Genomic DNA, 26,920 nt, shown 5'->3' with positions numbered 1-26,920 from the left:
ACATGGGTGCACGTTTAATTATTGATAAAGGCCCGTTGTCAGGATTTGTTTTAGTTCTTGAAGAAGGAACAAGCTGGTCAATAGGAAGAGATGATGCAACTAGTGATATTCAGCTAGAAGATCCTAAGCTTGCGGATACTCAGGTTGTTATAAGTAAAGAGGCAGGTGTTTATTCTGTCACAAACTTAGACAGCACACATCCTGTTACTGTAAATGGAAAACAAATAATAGAGACGACATCTCTACAAAATGGTGATATCTTAACGTTCGGTAGCAATCAATATTCTTTTTTCACGAATGAATTTGATCCTGAAGATGTTGTTTACGATTTTGACTTTTCTTCAGAAAATACAACTAATGTCTCGCCTGAACCTGCCGATAGTAAAAAGAAGACGAAGAAGAAAAGCAAGTCTTCACAAGATAATGGAAAAAAGCCTTCTTCTTCAAAACAGCAAGATTCTTCCGATACTTCTCCTACTGATAAAGACAAAGAACTTGCTGAAGCTTTCTTAGCTTCTGCAAAGTCAGAGAAGAAAACTTCCGATCAAAAGGTAGATATAGATACGCTACCTGATTCCGGAACAAAAAAGAAAAAATCCCCATTGGGGGATGTAAAAAATACTGAAACCCAGCATGCTACTATGGAAGAAAACGGAGCTTTGCCTAATCAAAATCAGCAGCCGTTGCCAGATTCTGACCCTGAGAACCAGGAGCAGTCTCCAGAAGGTAATCGGCCTAAAGAAGGTGAGCCTGTCAAAGAATCTCCCGCTTCTAAACAAGAAGAAGTAACTCCCCAAGGAACTACAACTGATGAGAATCAGGATGTAGAAGAGCCACATGACGACAAAGAAACTTCTGAAGAAACGACTGATAACAAAGAAGAAGCTGAAGAGAAGCCCGAAGAGGAAAATCAGGAAGAGAACAAAAAAACTGACAAAGCTGAAGTCTTGTCTCCGTTTAGCGTACAAGATCTCTTTAGATTTGATCAGGGTATTTTTCCTGCAGAAATAGATGACATTGTTCAAAAAAATGTTTCTGTAGATCTTTCTCAGCCCTCACGCTTTTTATTAAAAGTATTAGCTGGAGCCAATATCGGTGCAGAATTCCACTTGGATACGGGAAAATCCTACATTCTAGGTAGTGATCCTGCGTCTGCAGATATTGTTTTTAATGATCTTAGCGTCTCGCATCGCCATGCAAAAATCATCGTAAGTAACGATGGTTCTATCATGCTGGAAGATCTAGGAAGTAAAAACGGTGTAATCATTGAGGGGAAGAAAATAGAGCACAGCTCTACCCTAAGTTCTAATCAAGTTGTTGCTCTAGGAACAACTTTATTCTTGCTGATAGATCATCTTGCTCCTGCAGATACGATTGTAGCTTCATTTGCTCCAGAAGATTATGGTTTATTTGGGCGTCCTCAAGATGCTGAAGAGGTAGCTGAGCAGGCCGCTCAGGAAGAAGAAGAAAAACGTAAGCGAGCTACTCTCCCTACAGGATCGTTTATACTTACATTGTTCATTGGTGGCTTAGCTATACTTTTCGGTATAGGCACGGCTTCTTTATTCCATACGAAAGAAGTTATCCCTATCGAAAATGTGGACTTTCAAGAAGACATCGAACGTGTAGTAAATACATTTCCGACAGTCCGCTACACATTTAATAAAAATAACGGTCAGCTCTTTTTAATCGGACATGTAAAAAACAGTATTGATAAAAGTGAGCTTCTCTATAAAATGGACGCTTTGTCTTTCATCAAATCTATTGATGACAACGTTATTGATGATGAGGCTGTCTGGCAAGAAATTAACATATTGTTATCAAAAAGAGCAGAGTTCAAGGGTGTAAGTATGCACTCCCCGGAACCTGGTCAGTTTGTGATAACAGGATATCTAAAGACAGAAGAGCAGGCAGTGTGTCTCTCTGATTATCTTAATGTGCATTTCAATTATCTTTCCTTACTTGAGAATAAGGTAATCATAGAATCGCAAATGTTGAAAGCCATTGCTGGTCAACTTTTGCAATCAGGATTTGCAAATATCCATGTAGCCTTTGTTAATGGCGAAGTTGTTCTTACCGGTTATGTAAATAACGCGGATGGAGAGAAATTCCGTTCTGTTGTTCAGGATATCTCTAGTTTGCCTGGCGTACGCCTTGTGAAAAACTTTGTTGTTTTGTTACCTGTTGAAGAAGGGATAATAGATTTAAATTTGCGGTATCCTAGCCGTTATCGTGTAACCGGATATTCAAAATACGGTGACGTAAGCATTAATGTTGTAGTCAATGGTAGGATTTTGACTCGTGGTGACGTTATCGATGGAATGACGGTAACAAGTATTCAACCGAACTGTATCTTTTTAGAGAAGGAAGGGTTGAAATATAAAATCGAGTACAATAAATAGCTAATGTTAAGGCTTGTTAATTCTTTTGTATTTAGGAAGAAATACTATGTTTAATATGGAAAATACAGCTGCTAAAGAAGATAAATCTTCTCATCAGTTGTTTGATTTAGAGAAAGATATGCAGGATCTGAGTAAAGCTCAGGAGATCAAAGCTAATGTGCAGGATAAAGTGCAAAAATTGAACGCTTCTCTTCGAGAAGGTTCTGATAAAGCATTTTTTGAGAAGCAACAAGCATTGTTAGCAGGATATCTAGCCCTTCAGAAAGTTCTCGGGCGGATGAACCGCAAAATGGTTTAACAGACTAGATAAGTGGAGAATTTATGAGTAGTGGTAGCGGGAGCAGTTGCTCAGCATTTAATTTTAATGACATGCTTAATGGCGTATGTAAGTACGTCCAAGGTGTGCAACAATATCTAACAGAATTAGAAACCTCAACGCAAGGTACCGTTGACTTAGGTACGATGTTTAATTTGCAATTTCGTATGCAAATTTTATCACAGTACATGGAAGCAGTATCCAACATCTTGACAGCAGTGAACACAGAGATGATCACTATGGCAAGAGCTGTTAAAGGAAGTTAATAAACTAAGAGAAGGATCATGGCAGATTTGGAATTATTTAAAGCAGATTTTGCGTTGTTGTTTGAAGCTGGCATGTTGGCCATCAAACAAGGTGATGAAGAAAGCGCGAAAAAGCTTTTTCAATCTTTACAAATCTTAAATCCTGACCATTATGGTCACGAATTAGGATTAGCATTGATTGACCTGCATAAGATGGAAATTTTTGCTGCAGAAGAGCGATTAAATGCTTTAGCGCAAAAAGAAGTTGATAATTGGAGCATTAAGTCTTTCCTTTCTCTAACACACATGATGATCGTTTTGCATCAAGGGAGTTCCTTCGAAGTGCGTCGTGAAAGCTTGGAAAACTGCTTAAAATTAGCAGATCAGGTGTTAGAAAATTGTGAAATAGAATCAACGAGAATTCTTGCCCAATCCGTTTTAGACTGGCATGATACTCTAGTAGCTAAAAGTGGTGGACCTTTAGGTTAACCTATTTTTTGGTTCTAAATAAAATACACACGGTTGTTGTCTTATGATAGATCCTTTGCAGCTTTTCCCGAAGCTAGACTCTGATAAAGAAACAGCTTCTATACAAAAGCCTTCAGGAACTCCTTTAGCGAGCGAGCTAAATAAGGAAGTTCCTGCATTTTCTTTAGGGATGTCCGCGGATGCACTTAATAAAAATATCGAGGATGTAAAACCTAATCCTATGGCGATGATGCAAGATAGAAATTCTAACATCATCGATCCTGAATTAGAAGAAGCCTTGGATTCTGAAGAGCTCAAAGAACAAATAAATAATCTAAAAGAACGTTTATGGGACGCACAATCAACCTTACAAAACCAAGATCAAAATAAATTATCTCCTGAACATTTTGAAGCTGTTAGTGTGATTATCGATTTAATCAATGGAGATCTCAGTGATATAGCTGAACATACACAGCAAAGCTTACAGAAAAAGACGGAAGAAGAAAGTGATTCCGTTACACGTAAGATGATCAATTGGGTTTCGTCAGGCGAGGAAGTATTAAATAGAGCTCTTCTGTATTTTTCTGATAGAAACGGAGAGCGAGAAAATTTAGCCGACTTTTTAAAAGTACAGTACGCTGTTCAAAGAGCAACGCAAAGAGCAGAACTCTTTGCTAGTATCGTAGGAACTACGGTAAGTAGTATAAAAACGATAATGACCACACAATTAGGTTAACATGGACGAATTGACGACAGATTTTGACACCCTCATGTCGCAATTAAACGACGTACATTTGACTACAGTCGTAGGTCGTATTACTGAAGTTGTCGGTATGTTAATCAAAGCCGTTGTTCCCAATGTTCGCGTTGGGGAAGTGTGTTTGGTTAAACGACACGGTATGGAGCCCCTCGTTACTGAGGTTGTCGGCTTCACACAAAATTTTGCTTTTCTATCGCCATTGGGAGAGCTTTCTGGGGTTAGCCCTTCTTCAGAAGTTATCCCAACTGGTCTACCTTTGCACATCCGTGCAGGTAATGGTCTTTTAGGGCGTGTGTTAAATGGTTTGGGAGAACCTATTGATGCTGAGACAAAAGGACCTTTAGTTGATGTTAATGAAACCTATCCTATTTTCCGTGCTCCACCTGATCCATTACATAGGGAAAAGTTAAGAACAATCTTGTCCACAGGCGTGCGATGCATCGATGGTATGCTCACAGTAGCTAGAGGTCAGCGTATAGGAATCTTTGCTGGAGCGGGAGTTGGTAAATCCTCACTTCTAGGGATGATTGCTAGAAATGCTGAAGAAGCTGATGTTAACGTGATTGCTCTCATCGGAGAGCGGGGCCGTGAGGTTCGTGAGTTTATCGAGGGGGACCTTGGAGAAGAAGGAATGAAACGATCTGTGATCGTTGTTTCCACATCAGATCAATCATCACAATTGCGATTAAACGCTGCTTATGTAGGTACTGCTATAGCAGAGTATTTCCGAGATCAAGGAAAGACCGTGGTTTTGATGATGGACTCTGTAACTCGATTTGCTCGAGCATTAAGAGAAGTAGGATTGGCTGCTGGAGAACCTCCTGCTAGAGCAGGATATACACCTTCGGTATTTTCAACCTTACCTAGATTATTAGAACGTTCTGGAGCTTCAGATAAAGGAACCATCACAGCATTTTATACTGTGCTTGTTGCCGGAGATGATATGAATGAGCCGGTCGCCGATGAAGTTAAATCGATTCTTGATGGCCATATTGTCTTATCTAACGCTTTAGCACAGGCGTATCACTATCCTGCTATTGATGTTTTAGCATCAATTAGCCGTTTGCTAACAGCAATTGTTCCTGAGGAACAAAGGCGCATTATAGGAAAAGCCCGTGAGGTATTAGCAAAGTATAAAGCAAACGAAATGCTTATACGTATTGGAGAATATCGCCGGGGTTCCGATCGCGAAGTGGATTTTGCTATAGATCACATAGATAAGTTGAATAGATTCTTAAAGCAAGATATCCATGAAAAGACTAATTACGAGGAAGCTGCGCAACAACTTCGGGCAATTTTCCGATAAGATATTAAGGGTAAAATGCCGTGCCTAAATACCCGTTAGAGCCTGTTCTAGCGATTAAAAAAGATCGTGTTGATAGAGCGGAAAAAGTTGTTAAAGAAAAGCGTCGTCTTTTAGAGATAGAACAAGAGAAATTAAGAGAAATCGAAGCTGCTCGTGACAAAGTGAAAAATCACTACATGCAAAAGATTCAGCAATTGCGAGAATTGCTAGATGAGGGCACAACGAGTGATGCAGTTTTACAGAGAAAAGCTTATATTAAAGTTGTTGCTGTGCAACTAGCTGAAGAAGAAGAAAAAGTTAATAAACAAAAAGAAAGTGTTTTAGCAGCTTCCAAAGAGCTGGAAAAAGCAGAAGTTAATTTAGCCAAACGGCGAAAAGAAGAAGAAAAGACGCGTTTGCATAAAGAAGAGTGGATGAAAGAAGCTCTAAAAGAAGAAGCGCGAGAAATAGAAAAAGAGCAAGATGAAATGGGACAGCTACTTCATCAGTTGCGCAAGAAAAAACAACGTGAATCGGGGGAATCTAGTTCATGGAATTAAATAAAACATCCGAGTCTTTGTACAATTGCAAGACAGATCGCCATTCAGTACAACAGGACGTAGGTCCGGAGCCTAAAGATAACCGCGACGTTAAAGTATTTTCTTTGGAAGGCCGCCAACAATCAAAACAAGAGCGTCAGGATAAAGTTTCCAATAAAGGTTCTCGTCAAGAATCTCGAGGAGCTGATGATAAGCATGTAGAAGAGAAAACATCTGCTGTATCTTCTAAAGAAGAAGATAAAGAAGACGGCGATGGCTTCATGGCTTATGACAATCCTACAGCGGGAATGGCATTTGTAGATGTCGCCGCTCCTGTTTCTAGTGAAGTAGTTGTAGAAAGTTCTACAGTAGCTGTTGCTAGCGCAGATTTACAGTGGGTGCAGGAAGTTATTGCTAATACTGTAGAATCTATGATGGTTGCTGATGTTAATGGTCAGCAGTTAATCGAATTAGTTTTAGATACTGAAGGTAATGTTCCTGAAATTTTTGCAGGTGCAAATTTAACATTAGTACAATCTGGAACAGACCTTTCTGTAAAATTTTCTAATTTTGTAGATAATGCTCAGATGGCAGAAGCAATGAATCTCATTGTGAATAATCCCTCTCAGCTTGCTGGTTTAGTAGGGGCATTAAAAAATCGTCATTTGAATTTGACAGAATTGACTGTTGGATCAAGTATTGTACAATTGCCAACTGTTGAAGAGGTACAAACACCTCTACATATGATTGCTGCTACAATTCATCAAAGAGATGAAGAGAAAGATCAGGAAGGAAAAGATCAGCAGCAACAACAAGATCAAGAACAAAACCAATATAAAGTTGAAGAAGCACGTTTATAAAGGTGATTTCTCATGGCAGTAGCAGCGGAGCCTAGCGCTAGTTGGTTAAAATCTAGAAATGATTTTCTAAGTTCTTTAGTGAAAACGGAAGAAGGGATTTCCCTTCCTTCCTTTCCTAAAGATCTGTGCCAACGTAGGTTGAAAGAAAAATTTCGTTTAGAAGAGACAAGTCTTACTATCCAACCTCGAGGCTCCCTCTCTGCTGCTCAGGCTGTTCAAGATTTTGGAACACATCTTTTAGTCCAATCGTTTTTAGCACAGCCTTTAGATCCCGGAACCTTCTTCTTTGTTACTTCAGAAGCAGATCTTCAATCTTTCATGGTTGCTGTATTTAATGATTCTAGTTTAGCTTCCTATTTCTATGAGAAGGATAAACTATTAGGGTTTCATTACTACTTTTGTGCCGAGCTATGTAAGTTACTCCAAGAATTAGCTTGGTTACCTTCATTATCTGCTAGAGTTGTAGGAGATGCACGATTTTCCAGTAAGGATCTCCAAGGATCTTATCAAGCTGTAGATATCACCTGTGGATTAGATGGGAAATATACGCGTTTCCGTTTACTTTTCCCAGAAGCGGTATGTGATAGCTGTAAACAATTTCTTTCTGCATCGGATCAAAATTTTGATATTCATCAATTAGATCCTACACCTTTGACGATGTCTGTAGAAGTTGGTTATTGCCAATTAACACAAGAGGAATGGCAACAAGTTGTACATGGTAGCTTTATCTTGTTAGATAGTTGTTTATATGATCCTGATACAGAAGAGAGCGGCGGCTTGCTTACTATTCAGGGACATCAATTTTTCGGTGGTCGTTTTGTTGATCAAACTTCTGGAGAATTTAAAATTACTAGCTATCCAAGTTTACAACAGGAAGAACCCGCTGAAGAAACACCAGAGGCGGCTCTACCCGCAGCACCTTTACCAGGAAGCTGTAAATTAGTAGCCGAAGCTTCTAGATACTCATTAACTGTTGAAGAGTTTTTAAAACTTACTCAAGGCAGTATCTTAAATCTCAATGGTATCCACCCCTCCCGAGGTGTGGATTTGATCCTTAATGGAGCAAAAGTAGGGAGAGGAGAGATAGTATCTTTAGGAGATGTTTTAGGAATTCGAGTCCTAGAAGTATAAACGCATAATTGTCTCCTATGGATTGTCAATCCGAAATACCTTCTCAAAATCAGGTAATTGGTGAATATCACATCAAACAAATCCTGAGTAAGAAAGAGGGCAGCGCGGTATATCAGGGTTTACATCCCGATACTTTACAACCTACAGCTATTAAAGTTCTTGCAACACCTTTGCTTGCTGATACATCACGAGTTCATAACTTCTTAAAGGAAGCGCGAATTGTTGAGCAAATCTCACATCCAAATATTGTTAAGTTATATCAATATGGACAATGCAGGGAAGGTCTGTACATAGCTATGGAATACATTCAGGGAGTTTCTCTCAGACACTATATTCTCTCCCAGATGATTCCTTTATCACGTGCTATTGATATTATCTTACATATTGCCCAAGCTCTTGAATATCTACATAGCCGGGGTATTCTCCATAGGGATATAAAACCCGAGAATATCCTTATGACATCTCAAGGACAAATCAAGCTTATAGATTTTGGTCTTGCTGTGTGTTCTATGGATAAGGATACGCATTCTGCATGTCTAGGGACGCCGTCTTACATGAGTCCTGAACAACGTCAAGGAGATAAGATTTCTGAGAGTTCTGAAATCTATGCTTTGGGCTTAATAGCATACGAATTAATCTTAGGGAACCTAGCCTTAGGTAAAGTCGTTTTATCTTTGATTCCAGATAGAGTAAGTAAGATCTTAGCAAAGGCTTTACAACCTTCTCCTAAAGATCGTTATGGATCCATGAAGGAATTCATCGCAGATTTACATAGATATCGTCATGGCGAAGATCTTCAAAAAGATATGCGCAATAAAGATCATACCGCAATGGTGAATGATCAGCTATATCATCAAAGGTTTTGGTTATCTCCTTTGGAAATTGTTACTCCTGAATTTCTATCGGTTTCTGTATATGAACGCGGATATCCCACACATCCTCATGTATACTATGAAGCTTATATGAGTGAGGATGCTTTTAGAATATGGTTTTGTTATAGTCTTTCAGGAAATCCAACTTTAGTATTAACTATTATGAAGAGCTTCGTAAGTCAATGGGGTCATGAAGATAACATTAGAAATACGATTCGCAAAATCCATAGTGAGTTAATGCGTATAAATGTTCCTATAGATGCAAAGGGAATTTCTTTAGTTTGCGTAACTATCCCAAAAGAAAAAAAGGAACTTTCTTGGATTGCTTGTGGGAAAACTAATTTCTGGTTAAAAAAACAAGGAAAGGTTCCTCAGAATTTTGCTACTTCGTCCTTAGGTCTAGGAAAAATTAGTTCTTTACAAATTCAGGAAACCAAGGTTGCATGGGAAATAGGTGATGGAGCAGTATTACATACCTTACAGGCAGACGATTCCATGTCATCTTTACATAGTCCTTTATTCACAGAGTTGAAAGATAGAGGACAAACAGCTATATTCTGCCCAATAGAGAGCGTACAGTACGGGATATTAGAAAATCATGACGGAAATCTTTGTCCCTCAACACTTATCAGCTTAAAAAGAATCCGGTGAAAATAGTGACGTCGAACATTGGAAGAAAGATCTTACAGGTCATAAATAAGAAAAAAGGAAAAATCGGAGTACTTTCTGTTCTGTTTTTCTTTGACCTGGTTTTACTTGGTGTGAATTCTCAAAAACCACCAATTAATGAACCAAGATCTCGAGCTAAAAACTCCCAAACTGACGAGAACAGCCAAATTGCTGCCTGTCCTAAAAACATAGTCAATAAGACATCAGCAAAAAAGTCTGATAAGCAATCTATTGCTAAAAACTTACCTCAGAATCAGCCGCGTCATTTTAAGAAATCTACACAGACATTCTCACCAGGATTTTCTGAGGGCTCACCATTTGCTAAGCCTGAAATTAAAAAACGTCCTCTTGATAATCGTTATACTCAAACTGGCGTGAAAAAAACTCCACGTTTCCTTCCTAAACAAGAAGAAAAAACGGAAGTTGTCGAAGAGAAGAATGAAGAAGCTCAAATTTGGGAAGATAAGCGTGCTTATGCTAAACGTGCTGTAAATGCTATAAACTTTAGCGTAAAAAAGCTTGTTGAAGAAAGCGAAAATAAGAGTTCTCAAGAAGAAAGCTTTAAAGTTGATAATAAAGCAACATCTTCACAACCGTTGAAAACAAAATCTCCAGATAAGAAACCCTCTATTGATAAGATAGCAATTCACTCTGATTCCAACAAAGATGATGAGCAAGCTCCTTCTCTATTGAAAGGGAAACAAATTACCTGCGCAGATCTTAAAGATAATGGCTATACTGTAAATTTTGAAGATATCTCTGTTCTTGAGCTTTTACAATTTGTAAGTAAAATTTCAGGAACAAACTTCGTTTTCGACAGTAATGATTTAAATTTTAATGTAACAATTGTTTCCCACGATCCTACATCTGTAGACGATCTTTCTACGATCCTTTTACAAGTCTTAAAAATGCATGACTTGAAAGTCGTAGAACAAGGAAATAACGTTCTTATTTATCGTAATCCTCGTCTTTCTAAATTATCCACTGTAGTTACCGACGGTTCTGCAAAGGATAATTGTGAAGCCGTTGTGGTTACCCGTGTATTCCGTTTATACAGCGTACATCCTACATCTGCTGTAAATATCATTCAGCCTCTACTTTCGCATGATGCTATAGTAAGTGCCTCAGAAGCTACACGCCATGTTATTGTTTCTGATATCGCTGGAAATGTTGAGAAAGTCGGAGAGTTACTAGCAGCTTTAGACAGTCCTGGAACATCCGTGGATATGTCAGAGTATGAAGTGCGTTATGCAAATCCTGCTTCACTAGTGAGCTATTGCCAAGACGTTCTTGGTGCTATGGCTGAAGATGAAGCGTTTCAGATTTTCATTCAGCCAGGAACAAATAAGATTTTCGTAGTTTCCTCGCCTCGCTTAACTAGCAAGGCAATACAACTACTAAAATCATTAGATGTTCCAGAAATGGCACATACGCTAGATGATGTCACAAGCCCCGCTGCAGCTTTAGGAACATCAGGAGCCGCAAATCCTAAAAGCTTACGCTTCTTTATGTATAAGCTGAAGTATCAAAATGGTGCGGCGATTGCTCAAGCAATTCAAGATATTGGATACAATCTCTATGTAACAACAGCGATGGATGAAGATTTCATCAATACGCTAAACAGTATTCAATGGCTCGATGTTAACAACTCTATCGTTGTTATCGGAAATCAAACGAATGTAGATAAAGTTGTCAGCTTGCTTAACGGTTTAGACTTACCTCCAAAACAAGTCTATATCGAGGTGCTTATCCTAGAGACTAGCCTAGAGAAATCCTGGGATTTCGGAGTTCAGTGGGTAGCACTTGGAGATGAACAAGGTAAAGTTGCTTATGCTTCAGGTTTGTTAAGCAATACAGGTCTTACGAATCCTGCAAAATCTACAGTTCCTCCTGCAAAACCCTCTCCAGGAGATATCCCATTACCCACACCTGGTCAGTTAGCGGGAATTAGCGATATGATGTATGCATCCTCAGCTTTTGGCTTGGGGATCATAGGAAACGTTCTTAGCCATAAAGGGAAATCTTTCTTAACCTTAGGGGGACTTCTCAGTGCTTTAGATCAAGATGGCGATACCGTCATTGTTCTTAACCCAAGAATTATGGCTCAGGATACCCAACAGGCATCTTTCTTCGTTGGTCAGACAATTCCTTTCCAAACGACGAGCACCATCATTCAAGAGACGGGAACTGTTACACAAAATATCGAGTATGAAGATATCGGTGTTAACCTTGTTGTTGCTTCAACGATCGCTCCGAATAATGTTGTTACTTTACAAATAGAACAGACGATTTCTGAGCTACATTCTGCTCAGGGGACTCTTACACCTGTAACAGATAAAACATACGCAGCTACTCGCTTACAAGTTCCTGATGGATGTTTCTTAGTAATGAGTGGTCATATCAGAGATAAAACCACGAAAATTATTACGGGAGTTCCTCTGCTAAACTCTATACCTTTAATTCGAGGTTTGTTCAGCAGGACAATAGATCAAAGGCAAAAACGCAACATCATGATGTTCATTAAGCCTAAGGTCATTAGCAGCTTCGAAGAGGGCACAACATTAACAAATAAAGAGGGTTACAGATATAACTGGGAAGCTGATGAGGGATCTATGCAAGTAGCACCACGACATGCTCCTGAATGTCAGCACCCTCCCGCATTACAGGCAGAAAGTGATTTTAAAATGCTAGAAATAGAAGCCCGATAAATGCTATATAGAAAAAATAAGATGATATTCTACGCCATGGAATAGCTTCTGACTCTGTTGTTTTTCAGGGGGAAAGCCAAGAAAACATCATCGGCCGTATGATTGTTGTTTTCTTGGCTTTTTTATTCCCCAACTCTATACTTACTCCTTCTTTTTTTTGCCTAAATAGCTCAGTTGGTAGAGCAACGCATTCGTAACGCGTAGGTCGTCGGTTCGATCCCGGCTTTGGGCAAATATAGTGAAAAATATTTACAGAAAATAAAAAGAACGTTTAGCGTTTCTCTTTATTTCTTAGTAGAAAAGCATAAGAGATAAGAACTTATAGAAAGCAAAAACTTCTCATAATTGTCATTATGAGACTTTGCATTTTGTTTTCTATTTCAGAAGTATTTCTTGGCCTATTTCTATAAAGAATATCCCGTATTTCTAGATGGATATCGTGAAAATCAATCCTTATCCAAAAGATACATTAGGGAAAAAAGGGCAGCTGGCATGTCCTAAGAGGCGAGAGACTTTAGGGAGAGTCGTCCTCAGAGCTTTTTAAGAGCTCATCTTAAAAGTATGTCAGGGCTTTTAATTTTTGGCCTTAGGGGGAAACATTGCTGCCCTCCTATAACCTGTGGTAAGGAGGGCATTAAAAGCCGACGGGAGATAAACCTTCCGCAAGTTTCTTTAAAACATCTGCGCGTAATTGCGTGATTACTTCCTTTTGCAGATTTTTATTGTTTTCAGGTTGTTTTGTAAGTGCTAAATGTCCACGACGTGCTTGCCAGAAGACAGGATTCCAAATAGGACTATTTTCAGCACCACGGATCCATCCCAGGCTGATCCCTAATTGAATCCAGCTTAAAGCATCTAATGTTTCCTGAAGGTCTAAATGATATGAATGCGTAAGTAATCCTAACGCACGTAAAATATGATTTTTTAATTCTCCAGCATTTTGTTCAGTATGTTTCTTTTTTGCCGATCCCTCCGCAACAGATATTTTTGAGGACCATATTCTCAATGATGATAGGATTTGCTCTTCAGTAAGCCCTAAAGAACACTTATTGGATAATACGAGCATGTTCCCAATGTATCCTGGCGTTGCCGGGAGCATTCCTGAACAAGATACCTCTGTATCTTCATCAATAATATCATTTAATTCCTGAGAATATACCAATGCAGGAGCATGCAAGAAACACTGACTTTTTAATCCCGTACCACATTCTCGGGGATTTGTAGTTAGAAAACCAAAATCTGAAGAAAAAGCAAATTCCAACTTCTCATTTAGGTAAGTATCTAACCGCACAAGATGATCTAAAGCTTTTTCAGGTTCAGATGTAAAATCTATAGTATGGAGAATCAAATGATCTCGGAAATTTATAGCCGCTAAGATAGTTCCAGAACGGTTTACAATAAGAGCTTCACCTTCGGGATTCCCCGTGAGATCATAGGGAAATAGAAAATGCTCAATGAGAAATTCTTTTTGCCAGGCAGGAGCATCTTTAAGAGGTAAAATTAGAAACTCATCAAAACCTTCAATATGGTTGAAATGCGAAACTATAGCCTCTAAAATTTCCTGCTTTTTCTCCCTAGATAAACAAGGAAGAAACTTTGCTATCGAAAGATTCCTAGATAGTGAAAACGTCGTTATAGGCCAGGTTTTATTTATAGAAGGGGCGTCTTTCTTACTAGCAAAATTAAGAAGTAAATCATTGGGAAGAATCATGCGAATTCTGATTTTTTAAATGATTAATCTGATCTCGTATTACAGCAGCTTGCTCGTAATCTTCACGAGCTAACGTATCCTGAAGAGCCTCATTTAAAGCTATTAATTTAAGAAGGGGATTCATACTCGCCGCTTCTCCAGGAGCACGACCAATATGCAAACAACCACGACTATTGTCAGAAGTTGCTGATGAGAAAATAGCCTTAGTATGCATTAGTTTCGCAATAAGCTGTGTTTTGAAATTGGTATAACACAAATGACAACCAAGTTGCTGATCTTCATCAGCAGTTGGTTTCCATACGGTTTTACAATTACCACACTCTAAAGTTACTGAAGATCCCGAAGCACCTACAGTAATATTATCACGACTATAGTAGTGACTCGGACAAGGACAAGACTCACATACATAAGAACGTAAGATCTTATCCTTATCTACTTCAGTATAGCAAATTGTCGCTGGCTTTTGACAGTGATAACACTGATGGGGTTTAGAAGTCGCCATGGAGATCTACCATTAAAGCCAAATACTAATACACCCAGTACCAATAACAAAAAAGTGACAAAGGAGAAAAAGGTTTTTTTAAAGAAATGTAAAAGAACCAAGAATAATCAACTGGGCCTTGAAGGATTTGAACCTTCGACCCCCTCATTAAAAGTGAGGTGCTCTAACCGCTGAGCTAAAGGCCCGAAGTTTACTTGGTAATTTTACATTTTGACCCCAAGGGGATTCGAACCCCTGTTACCGGAATGAAAATCCGATGTCCTGGGCCAGGCTAGACGATGGGGCCAAGACAACTACAATATTACTAGTTCTATTCCTTTAGAGCAATCTTTTCCTCTCTTTGTTTCATATGAAAAACCAAAGAAATAGAGGTAGATAAAGACTACACATAAGAAACAGAGCTTATCATATTGACGAAAGATCCGCTTCTTTTTGCTTCGTAATTTCGTCAATTTGCTTACAGAACTTATCTGTTAATTCCTGGATCTTCTTCTCCATTCCTTTAACAGCATCTTCTGTTAAGTCAGAATCTTTTTTTAACTTGTCGTTAGATTCCCTGCGGATATTGCGAATAGTTACTTTCGCTTCCTCAGATTTACGACGCAACTGCTTGATAACTTCATTTCTGTATTCCGCAGTAGGCTCAGGAATCTTAATACGTACTATCGTTCCTTCTACATCAGGCTGTAAATTTAAATTTGCAGCAATAATACCCTTGGATATAGCGGAAACATTATTCGCATCATAAGGAGAAATGACTAACTGACGCGTATCAGCTACAGAAATAGAGGCCAAATCAGATAGCCTCATTGTAGTTCCATAGACATCTACAGTCACTGTTTCTACTAAAGCAGGATTAGCCTTCCCTGTTCTAAATGATCTGACTTCTTTGTGGAAAAATTCCAAAGCAGCAGCCATTTTCTTTTCAGTATCAGTTAGAATGGACATGCTGAGAGTCTCCACAAATTAATGTTCCAATATTCTCATCGAAAATAGCTTGCTCTAAAGAATGCTTAACAAAGCTAAAGACACGAATAGGAATATTAGAATCCATGCATAAAGATACAGCAGAGGCGTCCATAACCCCTAATCCTTGAGATAGGAAATCCTTATAACTAATACGGTCGTATTTTACAGCATCTGTAAACATCCGAGGATCTTTATCATACACCCCATCAACATGCATAGTTGCTTTAAGCAGAATGTCCGCCTTCAACTCACAAGCACGTAAAGCCGCTCCTGTATCCGTTGTTAAATAAGGCGAACCTGCTCCTGTTGTGCAGATTAAAACTTTGCCTTGGCTTAAAGCCTCAGCAGATTTTTGAGGAGTGTATAAGTCTGCTAATTGAGGACAAGAAAGCGTAGAAGTTAATAAACAAGGAATGTCATCAGCTTTTAATGCATCTGCTACAGCCATACCATTAATTAAAGTAGCTAGCATTCCCATTTGGTCTGCAGATACTCGATTAATTTGTAGTTCTTTTTGCTGAGCAAGACCCCTTAAGATATTTCCACCGCCTATAACAAGAGCTGTTTCGATATCACAATTGCGTACAGCACGTAATTCTGCTACTAATCTGGATAAACGAACTTCATCAATTCGGTTTCCACTATCTGTTGAGAGAGATTCTCCAGAAATCTTAAATAAGACTCGTGTTATTCGCTTAGACATATTTCCTCTCGCTTATTAAGCTCCTATTTTCCATAAAATGAATTCCTTCACTTCGACGGAATTGCCACTAGTTTTGCTAGCGTCATCAACCAAACCTTGAATGGTTATATCAGGATTTTTAATGAAGGCTTGTTCTAGTAGACAAACATCTTGGAAGAATGTTCCCAATTTGCCGCTGATGATCTTATCAATAACAGCTTGGGGTTTTCCTTGTATTTGAGAAGAAATTACTTCTTTTTCTCTTTCTAAAGCATCCGCAGGCACACTCTCTTTATTTAAAAACAGTGGTTGTGCCGCTACGATATGCATGGAAATATCTTTAGCTAGATTTTCTTGATCAGCAACTCCAGAAAGAACAGTCACGGAAACAGCTTTACCATTACCGTGAGAGTAAATGCCTATGCTTTCTTCCGTTGCTTTTGGTAAATACTTGATTCTGCTAATACGGATATTTTCTCCAACAGTTTGCATGGTTACAGCACGTAACTCATCAACTGTAAGAGAAGAGTCTTGAGATGAAGGAAGTTGTAGCAATGCATCAACATTGTCTACTTTATGATTTAAGACATCCTCAATAAGCCCATCAACGAAAGAGCGAAATACCGAGTTATTAGCTACGAAATCTGTTTCTACGTTGACTTCAACAACAGCAGTGCCCCGAGCGTCGCTCTTTGCTGCAATGACACCTTCTTTTGTTTCTCTGTGTTCTTTTTTGCTCGCAGAGGCAAGACCTAACTTACGTAAGTAAACTACAGCTTCTTCAAGATCCCCATTGCATTCAGCTAAAGCTTCCTTACATTTGGTTAACCCTACACCGGTTTGTTGTCTTAAGAGTTTGAGGGTTTCCATTGAAAAGTTGCTCATTAGTTAGCCTCATTACTGTCGTATTTTTTTGCTAATAGATCTTCTTGACGATTCTCATCACCCGTTGCGTAGATATCGATCTCTTCAGAAGTATCTTCAGTGTTTAAAGCTTTAATTGGGGAAACAATCTCGATACCAAGTTTTTTCTTGGTATTAACGATATTGTCTTTAATAGAGCTAATAATTAAACGGATGCTTTTTAAAGAATCGTCATTACATGGAACAACATAATCAATTGGTGTTGGATCACAGTTAGTATCAACTAATGCTAATACGGGAATACCGAGTTTTTTAGCTTCTGCAACAGCGATTTTTTCATAGCTAGGGTCAACAACTATAACCAAACCAGGAATCTTTCTTAGGTAACGGATACCTTCCAAGTTTTTCAATAATTTTTGATGACGCTTAGCAAGTAAAGCAATTTCTTTTTTTGTTAAGTAAGAACTATTTTGAGTAAGATCTTTTTCGATTTTATCCAAAGTTTTGATGGAATTTCTGATAGTGGTCATGTTAGTCAACATGCCGCCTAGCCATCTCTCAGCAACAAAGTATTCGCCAGCTTCTATAGCAGCTTCTTTGATAACACATTTGGCTTGTTTTTTAGTTCCTACAAAAAGGATAGGTTTATTCTCTTTAATGACCTTACATACTTGCGGAAGGGCACTACGTAATTGATAAAGAGTTTTTGCTAAATTGATGATGTAAAGACCGTTTTTCTCCTCAAAGATGTAAAGTTTCATCTTTGGGTTCCATCTTCGCGTTTGGTGCCCGAAATGAGCGCCCGCTTCCATTAAGTCTTTAACTGAAAGATTGCATAGTGGTTGTTCTTCCAAGCTTTGTACCTCTATTTCTTGAATATGTTAACAATGGCATCTTGATCCAACGTCAAGATTTCAGTCTTGGTGACGTTTAGAAAAGCGCCCGATCAGAATCGAACTGACACCGGTAGCTTGGAAGGCTACAGCTCTACCATTGAGCTACGGGCGCGTACTAAAAAGGAGATGTTAATTTAATAAAGCTTTTTACGCAAGATTGTAATCTCTAGGTCTCTAGCTTCTAGAAAATTTTAGATATAAGATTAATTCTTATATGAATGGATTTTAGAAAAGAGATTTGAAAACAGAAGGGGGGCTATAAATAAAAAAATCAGAACCCAGATGCTCCCAGGTTCTGATAGCGGGACAAAAAGTTAGGATAGTATAAACTAAATCCTTAGAATCTGAATTGAGCGTTCAAATGAGCAGCTCTTTCGTTGATTAAGCGTGCTTCACCAGTGATTGACCATTTGTCAGCATCGATTAAAGTTGCACCAACAGCAACGCCACAAGCTTTTCTAGACTTCATTTTGTTAATTTGCATAGAAACAATTTGCAGGGAATCAACAAATTTATTGCTATTGTCAACAGTTGTAGCTTCCCCAAGAAGAGTTGGGTTCCAAGTTGTCAATTTTAAAACAGCAGCAGCCAATTTAGGTTGGGCAATGCGGATAGTATCGGCATCAAATGTAGCTCTTGACCAGTTGACTCCAATATATGGAACAAGCATATTCAATCTGTAAGATAGGGCCATGCCTACTTGCCATTCATGATACTTGATTGTTGCAGATTTAGTATCTGTAGCAGCTTCTGTTCCAGCTGTTAAAGGTAAAGGGAAATTAGATCCTGTTCCTTTATAACCTCTAGGCTTATGAATCACAAATTGTGCCGGACTAGAAGTTACGTTGAGCATTTCTACTTTAGGGTTAGACTGAGCGTATTGGAACTCAGCTCCTAATGTTGCACAGCCACATTCCCATAAAGCTCCACGGGCGCCAACGCTCCAAGAGAAGGTTGTGTCAGTATAAAGCTCGACAACACCTTGAGTTAATCCTACGTTAGGGAGTTGATTTTCAAGAGTGGATCCGGAAAGACCAATCAAACCGACAAGATTAAATGCTGCAGCGCTAGCTTTGAAGTAGCCATTAGAAGCTCCTAATGTGCAGAAAATGTCGAAGCGATCCCAAATATTTAATGCTAGAAAAGCGGCATTTGTGAACCATTCAGCATCTTGCATATGTTTGCCGTAAGCAATATTCGCTCTATCTTCAGCCGCTGTATATGTAGCAGCTGATGAGCTTGTCGTAGGAATTTTACCCATTCCGCTGATAGTTTTATTAACATCAACTTTTAATACACGATCGAAAACATAATCTCCGTAGTATCCTGCGCGGATGCTAATAGCATCACACCAAGTAGAGCAAGGATCACAAGGATCACCTGAAGCACCTTCCCACATAGTGCCATCGATTAATAAACTTGGTTCAGCTGGATTCCCTACAGGCAAGGCTTGTAAGGAGAGAGCGGAACCCGTAGCGGCAAACAGTAATGCCGATTTTAAGAGTTTTTTCATACTCACCTCTAAAGATTATGCTTAGTATCTTTTCTTTTTGTGCTCGCTATTCTAATTTGCTCTTCTGGCGGCACCACGTCCAAGTTAAAGCCAGACAAGATATCCTGTAGGCAATTAATGGCTTTGAGGAGTGTCTTGCAAGTGAAAACAGCCTTAAGCATGAACATACAGTTCATTAATCGAAAACATAACAAACTTTTCTTATTATAGTAAAGACGATAAGAAAAAAGACTGTTTTCAGGCATAGATTTCAAGCGATAACTCCTTATATCTGCTAATAAGTGAGCTAATAGATTTTTGTACACACTTTTATTTCTTATGCCACTTAGAATAAGTTGGAATTGCCTTCACAGAAGAGTGTAAAAAGGCTTTCTTATATCTGAATCCTTACGCATTCTTTTTTATTTTTGCAAATAAAACAAAGCAAAATTATTTAATAAAACATTAAAGTTTTTGATGATTTTCATTTTTATGTTTTATTTGTAATATTTTGATGTTTGCAAAAAATGCATTTGTTTTATCCATTATTACTCCTTGTAAAGCTCAGTTTGTAACTAGCCGAATCTCTTGCCAGACAATGGTGGAGACCCTACTATTTGTTTTATGAAGCCTCCTAATAAGCGTCGTTCTTATCTTACAGTTCCAGAAAAGACCAACAGGCTATTATCGGGGATTATCGTAACATTGGCGATAATCGCTGTACGTTTGTGGCATCTTGCTGTTGTTGAACATGATCAGAAATTAGAAGAGGCTTATAAGCCGCAGATGAGGGTGATTCCTGAGCTTGTTGAGCGTGCAACGATTTGCGATCGTTTTGGCAAAGTATTGGCAGAAAATAAGATGCAATACGATGTCAGTGTGGCTTATGGAGCTATTCGTGATTTGCCATCCAGGGCTTGGCATGTTCATGCAGATGGCACTCGCGAGCTTATTCCTGTTAGGAAAAACTATATCACGCGTTTAGCGGAACTCCTTGCTCAAGAGCTACATTTAGATAAAGATGCGATTGAAGATAATATCCATGCTAAAGCTTCTGTATTAGGTTCTGTACCATATTTAGTTCAAACTAACGTTTCTGAGCGTACATATTTAAGATTAAAGATGATGTCGAAACATTGGCCTGGCTTACATGTAGAGCCTACCGTACGACGTTATTATCCTATGGGAAAGATGGCCTCGGATATTTTAGGTTATGTGGGACCGATTAGTGCTCAAGAGTATAAGCGAGTAACACATGAATTAAGTAAGTTGCGAGAATGTGTTCGAGCGTATGAGGAAGGTGAAGATCCGAAATTTCCTGAAGGTTTAGCAAGTATAGATCAGGTGCGTTCTTTATTAAATTCTTTAGAGAACAATGCTTATAGTTTAAATGCTTTAGTTGGGAAGCTAGGCATAGAGGCCTGTTGGGATGGGAAATTACGTGGTCAATTAGGAAAGAAAACTGTTCTTGTAGATCGCCGTGGCAACTTCATTCAAGGTCTTAATGAAATAGCTGCAACTTCTGGTAAGAAATTGCAGCTAACACTGTCTACAGAGCTACAGGCATTTGCAGATGCTTTACTTTTAGAGCATGAAAAGACAGAACAATTTCGTTCGACACGATCATTAAAGAAACAAAAGTTTCTACCTCCTTTATTTCCTTGGATTAAAGGAGGAGCAATTATTGCTTTAGATCCTAACAGTGGTCAAATACTGGCCATGGCATCATCTCCACGTTACCACAATAATGACTTTATCGATATGAGGATAGGATCGGATTCAGAAGCCAGATCCGAAGTATATCGTTGGTTAGAAAATACTGAACATGTTGCAGAAGTGTATGATAGGAAAGTTCCTTTACGTCGTGAAAGGAGAGATTCTCTTACGGGTCTATATTATGATGAGGAGCTTTCTCTTACCCTTGATTATTTCTTGGATTTCATTTTACCGAATACATCAGAGCTTAAGGTAGTTATTAAGCGTTATGGGACTGTAGAGAATGCTATCAAGCTACAAGAGAGTGTGGAGAGTTTATTGAATATCTTCTCTTATTCTGAGGGACATTGTTCATGTTCTTCCATAATTGATGCGGTATTTCCTTTTGAACAAGAGCATATTACTATAGGGAGAGTCATTTCTATAAAGCAGCAGCAATGGATAAGCCGTTGCTGTAAGGACTATGAGAAAGAGATAGAAGACATTAAGAAAGAGCTTGAGCCATTTTTTTCTGAACTTCCAGCAAATTACGATAAGCTTTTGCTTATAGATCTATTTCAGATGGTTATCGATCCTTCGAGAATTCATCCTGAGTTACTTTCATCTGTAGGATCTCTTTCTTTATCAGAATTTTTCGAATGTCAGGGACATTATGTAGCTTTGCGTAGTGCGTTTTCTAAGATCGTAGAAGACATTTTTACTGAAGTAGATTTCAAAGAGTGGAGAAAGCTCTATTTTGCAAAGTTTCTAGAGATTAAGCGAAAAGAGGAAAATGATAGGAAACAGCGTTACCCCACACCGTATGCGGATTATTTATTAGAGGAAAAACGTGTACAATATCAGGATTTCCGTCGTTGTTACCTTGATAAGTTTTTAGCGTATTTACTTTCTGGACAGGGGGAGACGGAATATCTAAAAGCTTATTATGAAGCCCTTTCCGTTTGGAAAGGGGAATTAGAAAATGGCGCGCATAAGGCGCTGCCATGGTATGAGCATTATGAGTTTTTAAAACAGAAGTTTTCTGATTCCTCAATTGACTTATTGCATTTGTTCTTATCCTTTAGAGAGTTTTCTGAGCTTCAGCGGCCTCTCTATGGCAACTATGCTCCGATGCTTACAAGGAACATTCCTCAAAAAGAACAAGATTTAGCCGCAGCATTTTATCCTACTTATGGTTATGGCTATCTACGCCCGCATGCCTTTGGTCAGGCAGCGACTTTAGGATCTATCTTTAAGCTCGTTTCTGCCTATTCTGTATTATCTCAGGAAGTGATGCGAGGTAACGATGATATAGACTATCTATCTCGTTTACTTGTTATTGTTGATAGACAGTCTTTTGGTTATGTAAGTTCTAAGCCACATGTGGGTTTTTTTAAAGATGGCTCCCCCATTCCTTCATTTTATCATGGGGGAATTTTGCCAAAGAATGATTATGCAGGGCGCGGACGTATCGATTTGATTGCTGCTTTGGAAATGTCTAGTAACCCCTATTTTTCCTTGCTTGTTGGTGAACATCTCTCTGATCCTGAAGATCTATGCCATGCAGCATCTCTATTTGGTTTTGGAGAAAAAACAGGAATAGGCTTGCCGGGAGAATATGCTGGTGTAATTCCTCATGATGTGGCGTACAACCGTTCGGGATTGTATGCCACTGCTATAGGACAGCATACTCTTGTTGTTACTCCTTTGCAAACGGCTGTGATGATGGCAGCATTGGTTAATGGGGGATCTCTTTATGTTCCTAATTTAATTTTAGGAGAATGGGATGGAGAAGAATTTATTGGAGCATCTTCTACAAAAAAACGCGATGTGTTTATGCCTGAGTGCATAACGAAATTATTTAAATCCGGTATGCATAATGTCATTTGGGGAAATTATGGAACTACAAGAAGTATTCGTGATCAGTTTAGCCCCGAATTATTAAATCGAATTATTGGGAAGACAAGCACGGCAGAATCTATAGTACGCGTAGGTTTAGATCGACAATATGGAAGTATGAAGATGAAACACGTGTGGTTTGCTGCTGTAGGATTTTCCGATGTGGAACTTACTCATCCTGATATTGTTGTAGTTGTCTATTTGCGTCTTGGAGAGTTTGGAAGAGACGCAGCTCCCATAGCTGTAAAAATGATAGAAAAATGGGATAAAATAAGAAAAAAAGAAGATTTTTCTCTCAATCAGTAAGGAATGGCATGCTTTTTGCTCCTGTAAAACACGAGGTCAACGAACTTGTGTGCCAGGAGAAATATTCATGGAAGAAGCTGCGAAACATCTAGCGAAAGAATTTCTCTGCTCAGGAATTAACTTCTTTTTGAGTGGGGAATATGAACAGGCAGAACGAAGACTAAAAGAAACTTTAGAGCTAGATCCTGCAGCAGCGCTAGCTTATTGTTATCTAGGAATTATTGCTTTAGAACTGGGAAGAATTCCTGAAGCATTAACTTGGTGCACAAAAGGATTAGAATCTGAGCCTGGTGATAGCTATTTACGTTATTGCTATGGCGTAGCTTTAGATCGCGACAATCGTTGTGAAGAAGCGGTTGAGCAATATCGTGCCTACGTGGTCTTGCATCCGGATGATGCTGAATGTTGGTTTAGTTTAGGAGGAGTTTACCATCGTTTAGGTAGATATGCAGAAGCAATAGAATGCTTCGATAAAATCTTAGATCTTGATCCTTGGAATCCACAAAGTTTGTATAATAAGGCTGTTGTTTTAACAGACATGGATAATGAGTCAGAAGCCATTACTCTATTAGAGACTACAGTAAGCAAAAATCCTTTGTATTGGAAAGCGTGGATAAAATTAGGTTACTTACTCTCACGTCATAAGGAATGGGATAAGGCTACGGAAGCTTATGAAAGGGTCGTGCAGCTACGTCCTGATCTATCCGACGGTCATTACAATTTAGGTTTATGTTACCTCACCTTAGATAAAACACGATTAGCTTTAAAAGCTTTTCAGGAAGCTCTCTTTTTAAATGAAGAAGATGCGGACGCGCATTTTTATGTTGGGTTAGCTCATATGGATCTTAAACAGAATCAACTTGCATCCGATGCTTTCCATCGTGCGCTCGGAATTAATTTAGAACACGAACGTTCTCATTATCTTCTCGGTTATCTTTATCATATGGAAGGGCAATCAGAGAAAGCAGAAAAAGAACTATCGTTTTTAACTATCAAAGATTCCATGTTTGCTCCGTTGTTACAGAAAACTGTATCTTCAGGTCAATTTGAACGTAGATTGGATGTGCTTCCATAAACAATAAGATTATAGATCACGACAAGTTAATTAATTTTTTCAAACCCATTGAGTTTCTGTGAGATCGAAAAAAATCGCTTTAAAGCAGAAACTTTCGGGACAAAAAAAATGGAACTCTTAAAATGGTTTTGTGTTTCAAGGCTTTATGTCTTTTTTTTGAACACAAAGTGTGATCTCTAAAAGAATGAACAATGTTAACATTCTTTTCTAAACAGGCGTGAAAGTCAAAGCTTCGCTTTTTCTTTCACGCCTTCTTTAATGCTTCGAAAAATATTGAAAATCTGTTAATCTGGTTAAGCCCTTGTGTGGTTTTACACAATGACATTACGTGCGCAGAGGCGGGGCATTATGAGCCAATCCATAGAAGATTTTTTACAGAATCATGAAGATTATCCTTACGGGTTCGTCACACCTATAGAATCGGAAGGATTGACTAGAGGTCTTAGTGAAGAGACCATTGAAAAAATCTCCCAGCTGCGCAATGAGCCTTCCTTCATTTTAGATTTCCGTTTAAAAGCTTATCAGCATTGGAAAAAATTACAGCAGCCTGCCTGGGCTAGACTAAACTATGGTCCTATTGATTATGAGGACATAGTCTATTTTTCTGCTCCAAAGCAAAAAAATCCTTTAGGACGTTTGGAAGAAGCCGATCCTGAAATCTTAGACACTTTTAAGAAATTGGGAATCCCTTTAGATGAACAAAAACGTCTATTGAATGTTCAGAATGTCGCTGTAGATTTAGTTTTTGATTCGGTGTCTATAGGAACAACATTCAAAGAAGCTTTGGATAAGGCTGGGGTAATTTTTTGCTCAATGAGCGAAGCAATTCGTGAACATCCCGAGTTAATAAAAAAATATTTAGGATCAGTTGTTTCTCATAGGGACAATTATTTTGCAGCTTTGAATGCTGCTGTTTTCAGTGACGGTTCTTTTGTCTATATTCCGAAGGGTGTGCGTTGCCCTATGGAGATCTCTACATATTTTAGGATTAACGATAAGGAATCGGGACAGTTTGAGCGCACTTTAATTATTGCAGAAGATGATTCTTTTGTGAGTTATCTCGAGGGATGTACAGCCCCGTCATTCTCTTCACATCAGCTGCATGCAGCTGTTGTAGAGCTTGTGGCGCATGAGCGGGCTGTCATTCGTTATTCTACCGTGCAAAATTGGTTTTCTGGAGACAAGAAAACAGGCAAAGGTGGAATTTATAATTTTGTAACCAAGCGTGGTTTATGCGCAGGATACAAATCAAAAATCTCTTGGTCTCAGGTTGAAGTTGGAGCGGCAATTACTTGGAAGTATCCTAGTTGCATTTTGAGGGGGAAAGAAAGCGTCGGGGAGTTTTACTCCATAGCTTTAACAAATGGCAAAATGCAAGCCGATACTGGGACAAAGATGATTCATGTGGGGGAAAAAACAACTTCGACAATAGTTTCCAAAGGTATCTCTTCCGAGGAATCTCATAATACCTTTAGGAGTCTTGTTTCTATTTCAGCGGGGGCTGTAGGAAGCCATAATTACACACAATGTGATTCGATGCTGATTGGACAATCGTGTGGAGCCTATACGGATCCTAAGATTACGGTAGAAAACTCTAAGTCCTCTGTTGAACATGAGGCAACGACATCAAAATTACGCGCAGATCAGTTAATGTATTTGCGTAGTAGAGGATTGAGTGCAGAAGAGGCTGTAAGCTTAGTAGTTCATGGTTTTTGTCGTGAGATTATCGAACAGTTGCCTTTAGAGTTTGCTCGCGAAGCTTCGAAATTATTGTTTGTTAAGTTGGAAAATAGCGTGGGGTAGTTGATGCTACATATACAAAACTTACACGTATGTTGTGAGGATATTAAAATCCTGGATAATTTAAACTTGCACATCTCTCCAGGAGAATTACATATTATTATGGGCCCTAATGGAGCAGGAAAATCTACCTTTGCTAAAGTGCTATCAGGAGATGATAGCGTCTCTATTATTTCTGGAGATATTAGCCTATTAGATCAGGATCTATTAGAAAAAGCTCCTGAAGAGCGTGCACAGATGGGATTATTTATAGGATTCCAGCAGCCTCCAGAAATTCCTGGTGTAAATAACAGGCTTTTTTTGAAAGATGCCTATAACGCCTGTAGGCGTTCTCGCCAGGAAGAAGAAATAGCCGAAGCTGAATTTGATATGCTTTTATCTTCTGTTTCCGAAACCTATGCATTTGAATCATTTGAGCATTTCTTAGAAAGAAATATCAATGAAGGGTTTTCTGGTGGAGAGAGAAAGAAAAATGAAATTTGGCAAATGCTTGTTTTAGAGCCAGAAATGATCCTATTGGATGAGCCTGATTCAGGGTTAGATGTCGATGCTTTAAGGTTCATATGTAAAACAATTGAGAAGTATCGCGAGCTTCACCCTAGAAGTGCTATTTGTATAGTTACCCATAACCCTAAATTAGGAAATCTTCTTCAACCCGATCACGTACATATCCTATTAGAAGGAAGGATAGCATGTTCAGGAGGAGTTTCTTTGATGCGAGAGCTAGAAGAAAAGAGTTATCACGAAGTATTGTCCTGCTCTTCTCGGGGGTAA

The 26,920-nt window shown here is 38.7% G+C and carries 22 protein-coding genes and 4 tRNA genes; 16 read left to right on the top strand and 10 right to left on the bottom strand.

Annotation, left to right across the window (positions count from 1 at the left end; genetic code table 11):
- Positions 1–2 precede the first annotated feature (2 nt).
- The 12 genes from sctD (at position 3) to O6937_RS01280 (ending at position 12,487) form a co-directional block, all read left to right on the top strand.
- Complete coding sequence (gene sctD / locus O6937_RS01335) at positions 3–2,402, top strand: type III secretion system inner membrane ring subunit SctD (protein ID WP_332389896.1); 2,400 nt, start codon at positions 3–5, stop codon at positions 2,400–2,402.
- 46 nt (positions 2,403–2,448) lie between these two features.
- A complete protein-coding gene (locus O6937_RS01330) occupies positions 2,449–2,700 on the top strand; it encodes a DUF5398 family protein (protein WP_117273728.1) in 252 nt (83 codons plus the stop codon).
- 23 nt (positions 2,701–2,723) lie between these two features.
- Positions 2,724–2,984, top strand: coding sequence for a DUF5407 family protein (locus tag O6937_RS01325; RefSeq protein ID WP_011006005.1), 261 nt, complete (start codon positions 2,724–2,726; stop codon positions 2,982–2,984).
- An 18-nt stretch (positions 2,985–3,002) separates the two neighbouring features.
- Positions 3,003–3,452, top strand: a complete 450-nt coding sequence (locus tag O6937_RS01320) for a hypothetical protein (protein WP_332389895.1) — start codon at positions 3,003–3,005, stop codon at positions 3,450–3,452.
- 43 nt (positions 3,453–3,495) lie between these two features.
- Positions 3,496–4,167 carry a hypothetical protein gene (locus tag O6937_RS01315; RefSeq protein ID WP_332389894.1) on the top strand — a complete coding sequence of 224 codons (672 nt, stop codon included), beginning with the start codon at positions 3,496–3,498 and terminating at the stop codon, positions 4,165–4,167.
- A 1-nt stretch (position 4,168) separates the two neighbouring features.
- Complete coding sequence (sctN, locus tag O6937_RS01310) at positions 4,169–5,497, top strand: type III secretion system ATPase SctN (RefSeq protein ID WP_213241964.1); 1,329 nt, start codon at positions 4,169–4,171, stop codon at positions 5,495–5,497.
- 20 nt (positions 5,498–5,517) lie between these two features.
- Positions 5,518–6,036 carry a type III secretion T3S chaperone gene (locus tag O6937_RS01305; RefSeq protein WP_213241966.1) on the top strand — a complete coding sequence of 173 codons (519 nt, stop codon included), beginning with the start codon at positions 5,518–5,520 and terminating at the stop codon, positions 6,034–6,036.
- The gene (locus tag O6937_RS01300; RefSeq protein ID WP_332389893.1) at positions 6,027–6,875 is read left to right on the top strand and encodes a DUF5421 family protein; all 849 of its coding nucleotides are present in this window, start codon (positions 6,027–6,029) and stop codon (positions 6,873–6,875) included. The genes O6937_RS01305 and O6937_RS01300 overlap by 10 nt, the downstream gene beginning before the upstream one ends.
- A gap of 12 nt (positions 6,876–6,887) precedes the next feature.
- A complete protein-coding gene (gene sctQ / locus O6937_RS01295; RefSeq protein ID WP_332389892.1) occupies positions 6,888–8,006 on the top strand; it encodes a type III secretion system cytoplasmic ring protein SctQ in 1,119 nt (372 codons plus the stop codon).
- Positions 8,007–8,023: 17 nt separating this feature from the next.
- Complete coding sequence (locus tag O6937_RS01290) at positions 8,024–9,529, top strand: serine/threonine protein kinase (RefSeq protein ID WP_332389891.1); 1,506 nt, start codon at positions 8,024–8,026, stop codon at positions 9,527–9,529.
- Positions 9,526–12,255: a type II secretion system protein GspD gene (locus O6937_RS01285; RefSeq protein ID WP_332389890.1), complete on the top strand. Its 2,730-nt coding sequence runs from the start codon at positions 9,526–9,528 to the stop codon at positions 12,253–12,255. Before O6937_RS01290 ends, O6937_RS01285 begins: the two co-directional genes overlap by 4 nt.
- A 159-nt stretch (positions 12,256–12,414) precedes the next feature.
- Positions 12,415–12,487, top strand: a tRNA-Thr gene (locus O6937_RS01280).
- A 402-nt stretch (positions 12,488–12,889) separates the two neighbouring features.
- Here O6937_RS01280 and O6937_RS01275 read toward each other — a convergent pair.
- The 10 genes from O6937_RS01275 to O6937_RS01230 form a co-directional block, all read right to left on the bottom strand.
- On the bottom strand, positions 12,890–13,966 hold the full coding sequence (locus tag O6937_RS01275) for a protein arginine kinase (RefSeq protein ID WP_332389889.1): 1,077 nt from the start codon (positions 13,964–13,966) through the stop codon (positions 12,890–12,892).
- Entirely contained in the window at positions 13,950–14,468 is a 519-nt protein-coding gene (locus tag O6937_RS01270; RefSeq protein ID WP_332389888.1) for a UvrB/UvrC motif-containing protein, read from the bottom strand. Before O6937_RS01270 ends, O6937_RS01275 begins: the two co-directional genes overlap by 17 nt.
- Positions 14,469–14,580: 112 nt before the next feature.
- A tRNA-Lys gene (locus O6937_RS01265) sits at positions 14,581–14,653 on the bottom strand.
- 26 nt (positions 14,654–14,679) lie between these two features.
- Positions 14,680–14,754, bottom strand: a tRNA-Glu gene (locus O6937_RS01260).
- Between the two features lie 119 nt (positions 14,755–14,873).
- A complete protein-coding gene (gene frr / locus O6937_RS01255) occupies positions 14,874–15,416 on the bottom strand; it encodes a ribosome recycling factor (RefSeq protein WP_332389887.1) in 543 nt (180 codons plus the stop codon).
- The gene (pyrH, locus tag O6937_RS01250; protein ID WP_332389886.1) at positions 15,400–16,140 is read right to left on the bottom strand and encodes a UMP kinase; all 741 of its coding nucleotides are present in this window, start codon (positions 16,138–16,140) and stop codon (positions 15,400–15,402) included. Before pyrH ends, frr begins: the two co-directional genes overlap by 17 nt.
- 15 nt (positions 16,141–16,155) lie before the next feature.
- Positions 16,156–17,004 (bottom strand): translation elongation factor Ts, encoded by an 849-nt coding sequence (gene tsf, locus O6937_RS01245; RefSeq protein ID WP_332389885.1) that lies wholly within the window; start codon positions 17,002–17,004, stop codon positions 16,156–16,158.
- Complete coding sequence (gene rpsB, locus O6937_RS01240; protein ID WP_434602183.1) at positions 17,004–17,795, bottom strand: 30S ribosomal protein S2; 792 nt, start codon at positions 17,793–17,795, stop codon at positions 17,004–17,006. Before rpsB ends, tsf begins: the two co-directional genes overlap by 1 nt.
- A gap of 125 nt (positions 17,796–17,920) precedes the next feature.
- Positions 17,921–17,991, bottom strand: a tRNA-Gly gene (locus O6937_RS01235).
- Between the two features lie 225 nt (positions 17,992–18,216).
- Complete coding sequence (locus O6937_RS01230; protein ID WP_332389883.1) at positions 18,217–19,392, bottom strand: porin; 1,176 nt, start codon at positions 19,390–19,392, stop codon at positions 18,217–18,219.
- A gap of 603 nt (positions 19,393–19,995) precedes the next feature.
- Here O6937_RS01230 and O6937_RS01225 point away from each other — a divergent pair.
- From O6937_RS01225 to sufC, 4 genes are all read left to right on the top strand, one after another.
- Entirely contained in the window at positions 19,996–23,271 is a 3,276-nt protein-coding gene (locus O6937_RS01225; RefSeq protein ID WP_332389882.1) for a penicillin-binding transpeptidase domain-containing protein, read from the top strand.
- A gap of 67 nt (positions 23,272–23,338) precedes the next feature.
- On the top strand, positions 23,339–24,346 hold the full coding sequence (locus O6937_RS01220; protein ID WP_332389881.1) for a tetratricopeptide repeat protein: 1,008 nt from the start codon (positions 23,339–23,341) through the stop codon (positions 24,344–24,346).
- A gap of 348 nt (positions 24,347–24,694) precedes the next feature.
- Entirely contained in the window at positions 24,695–26,149 is a 1,455-nt protein-coding gene (gene sufB, locus O6937_RS01215) for a Fe-S cluster assembly protein SufB (protein WP_332389880.1), read from the top strand.
- 3 nt (positions 26,150–26,152) lie between these two features.
- Entirely contained in the window at positions 26,153–26,920 is a 768-nt protein-coding gene (sufC, locus tag O6937_RS01210) for a Fe-S cluster assembly ATPase SufC (RefSeq protein WP_332389879.1), read from the top strand.

Origin of the sequence: Chlamydia sp. 04-14 (genome assembly GCF_036632095.1) — a bacterium.
Classification (GTDB): domain Bacteria; phylum Chlamydiota; class Chlamydiia; order Chlamydiales; family Chlamydiaceae; genus Chlamydia.
This window is presented reverse-complemented; position numbering and strand designations above follow the sequence as displayed.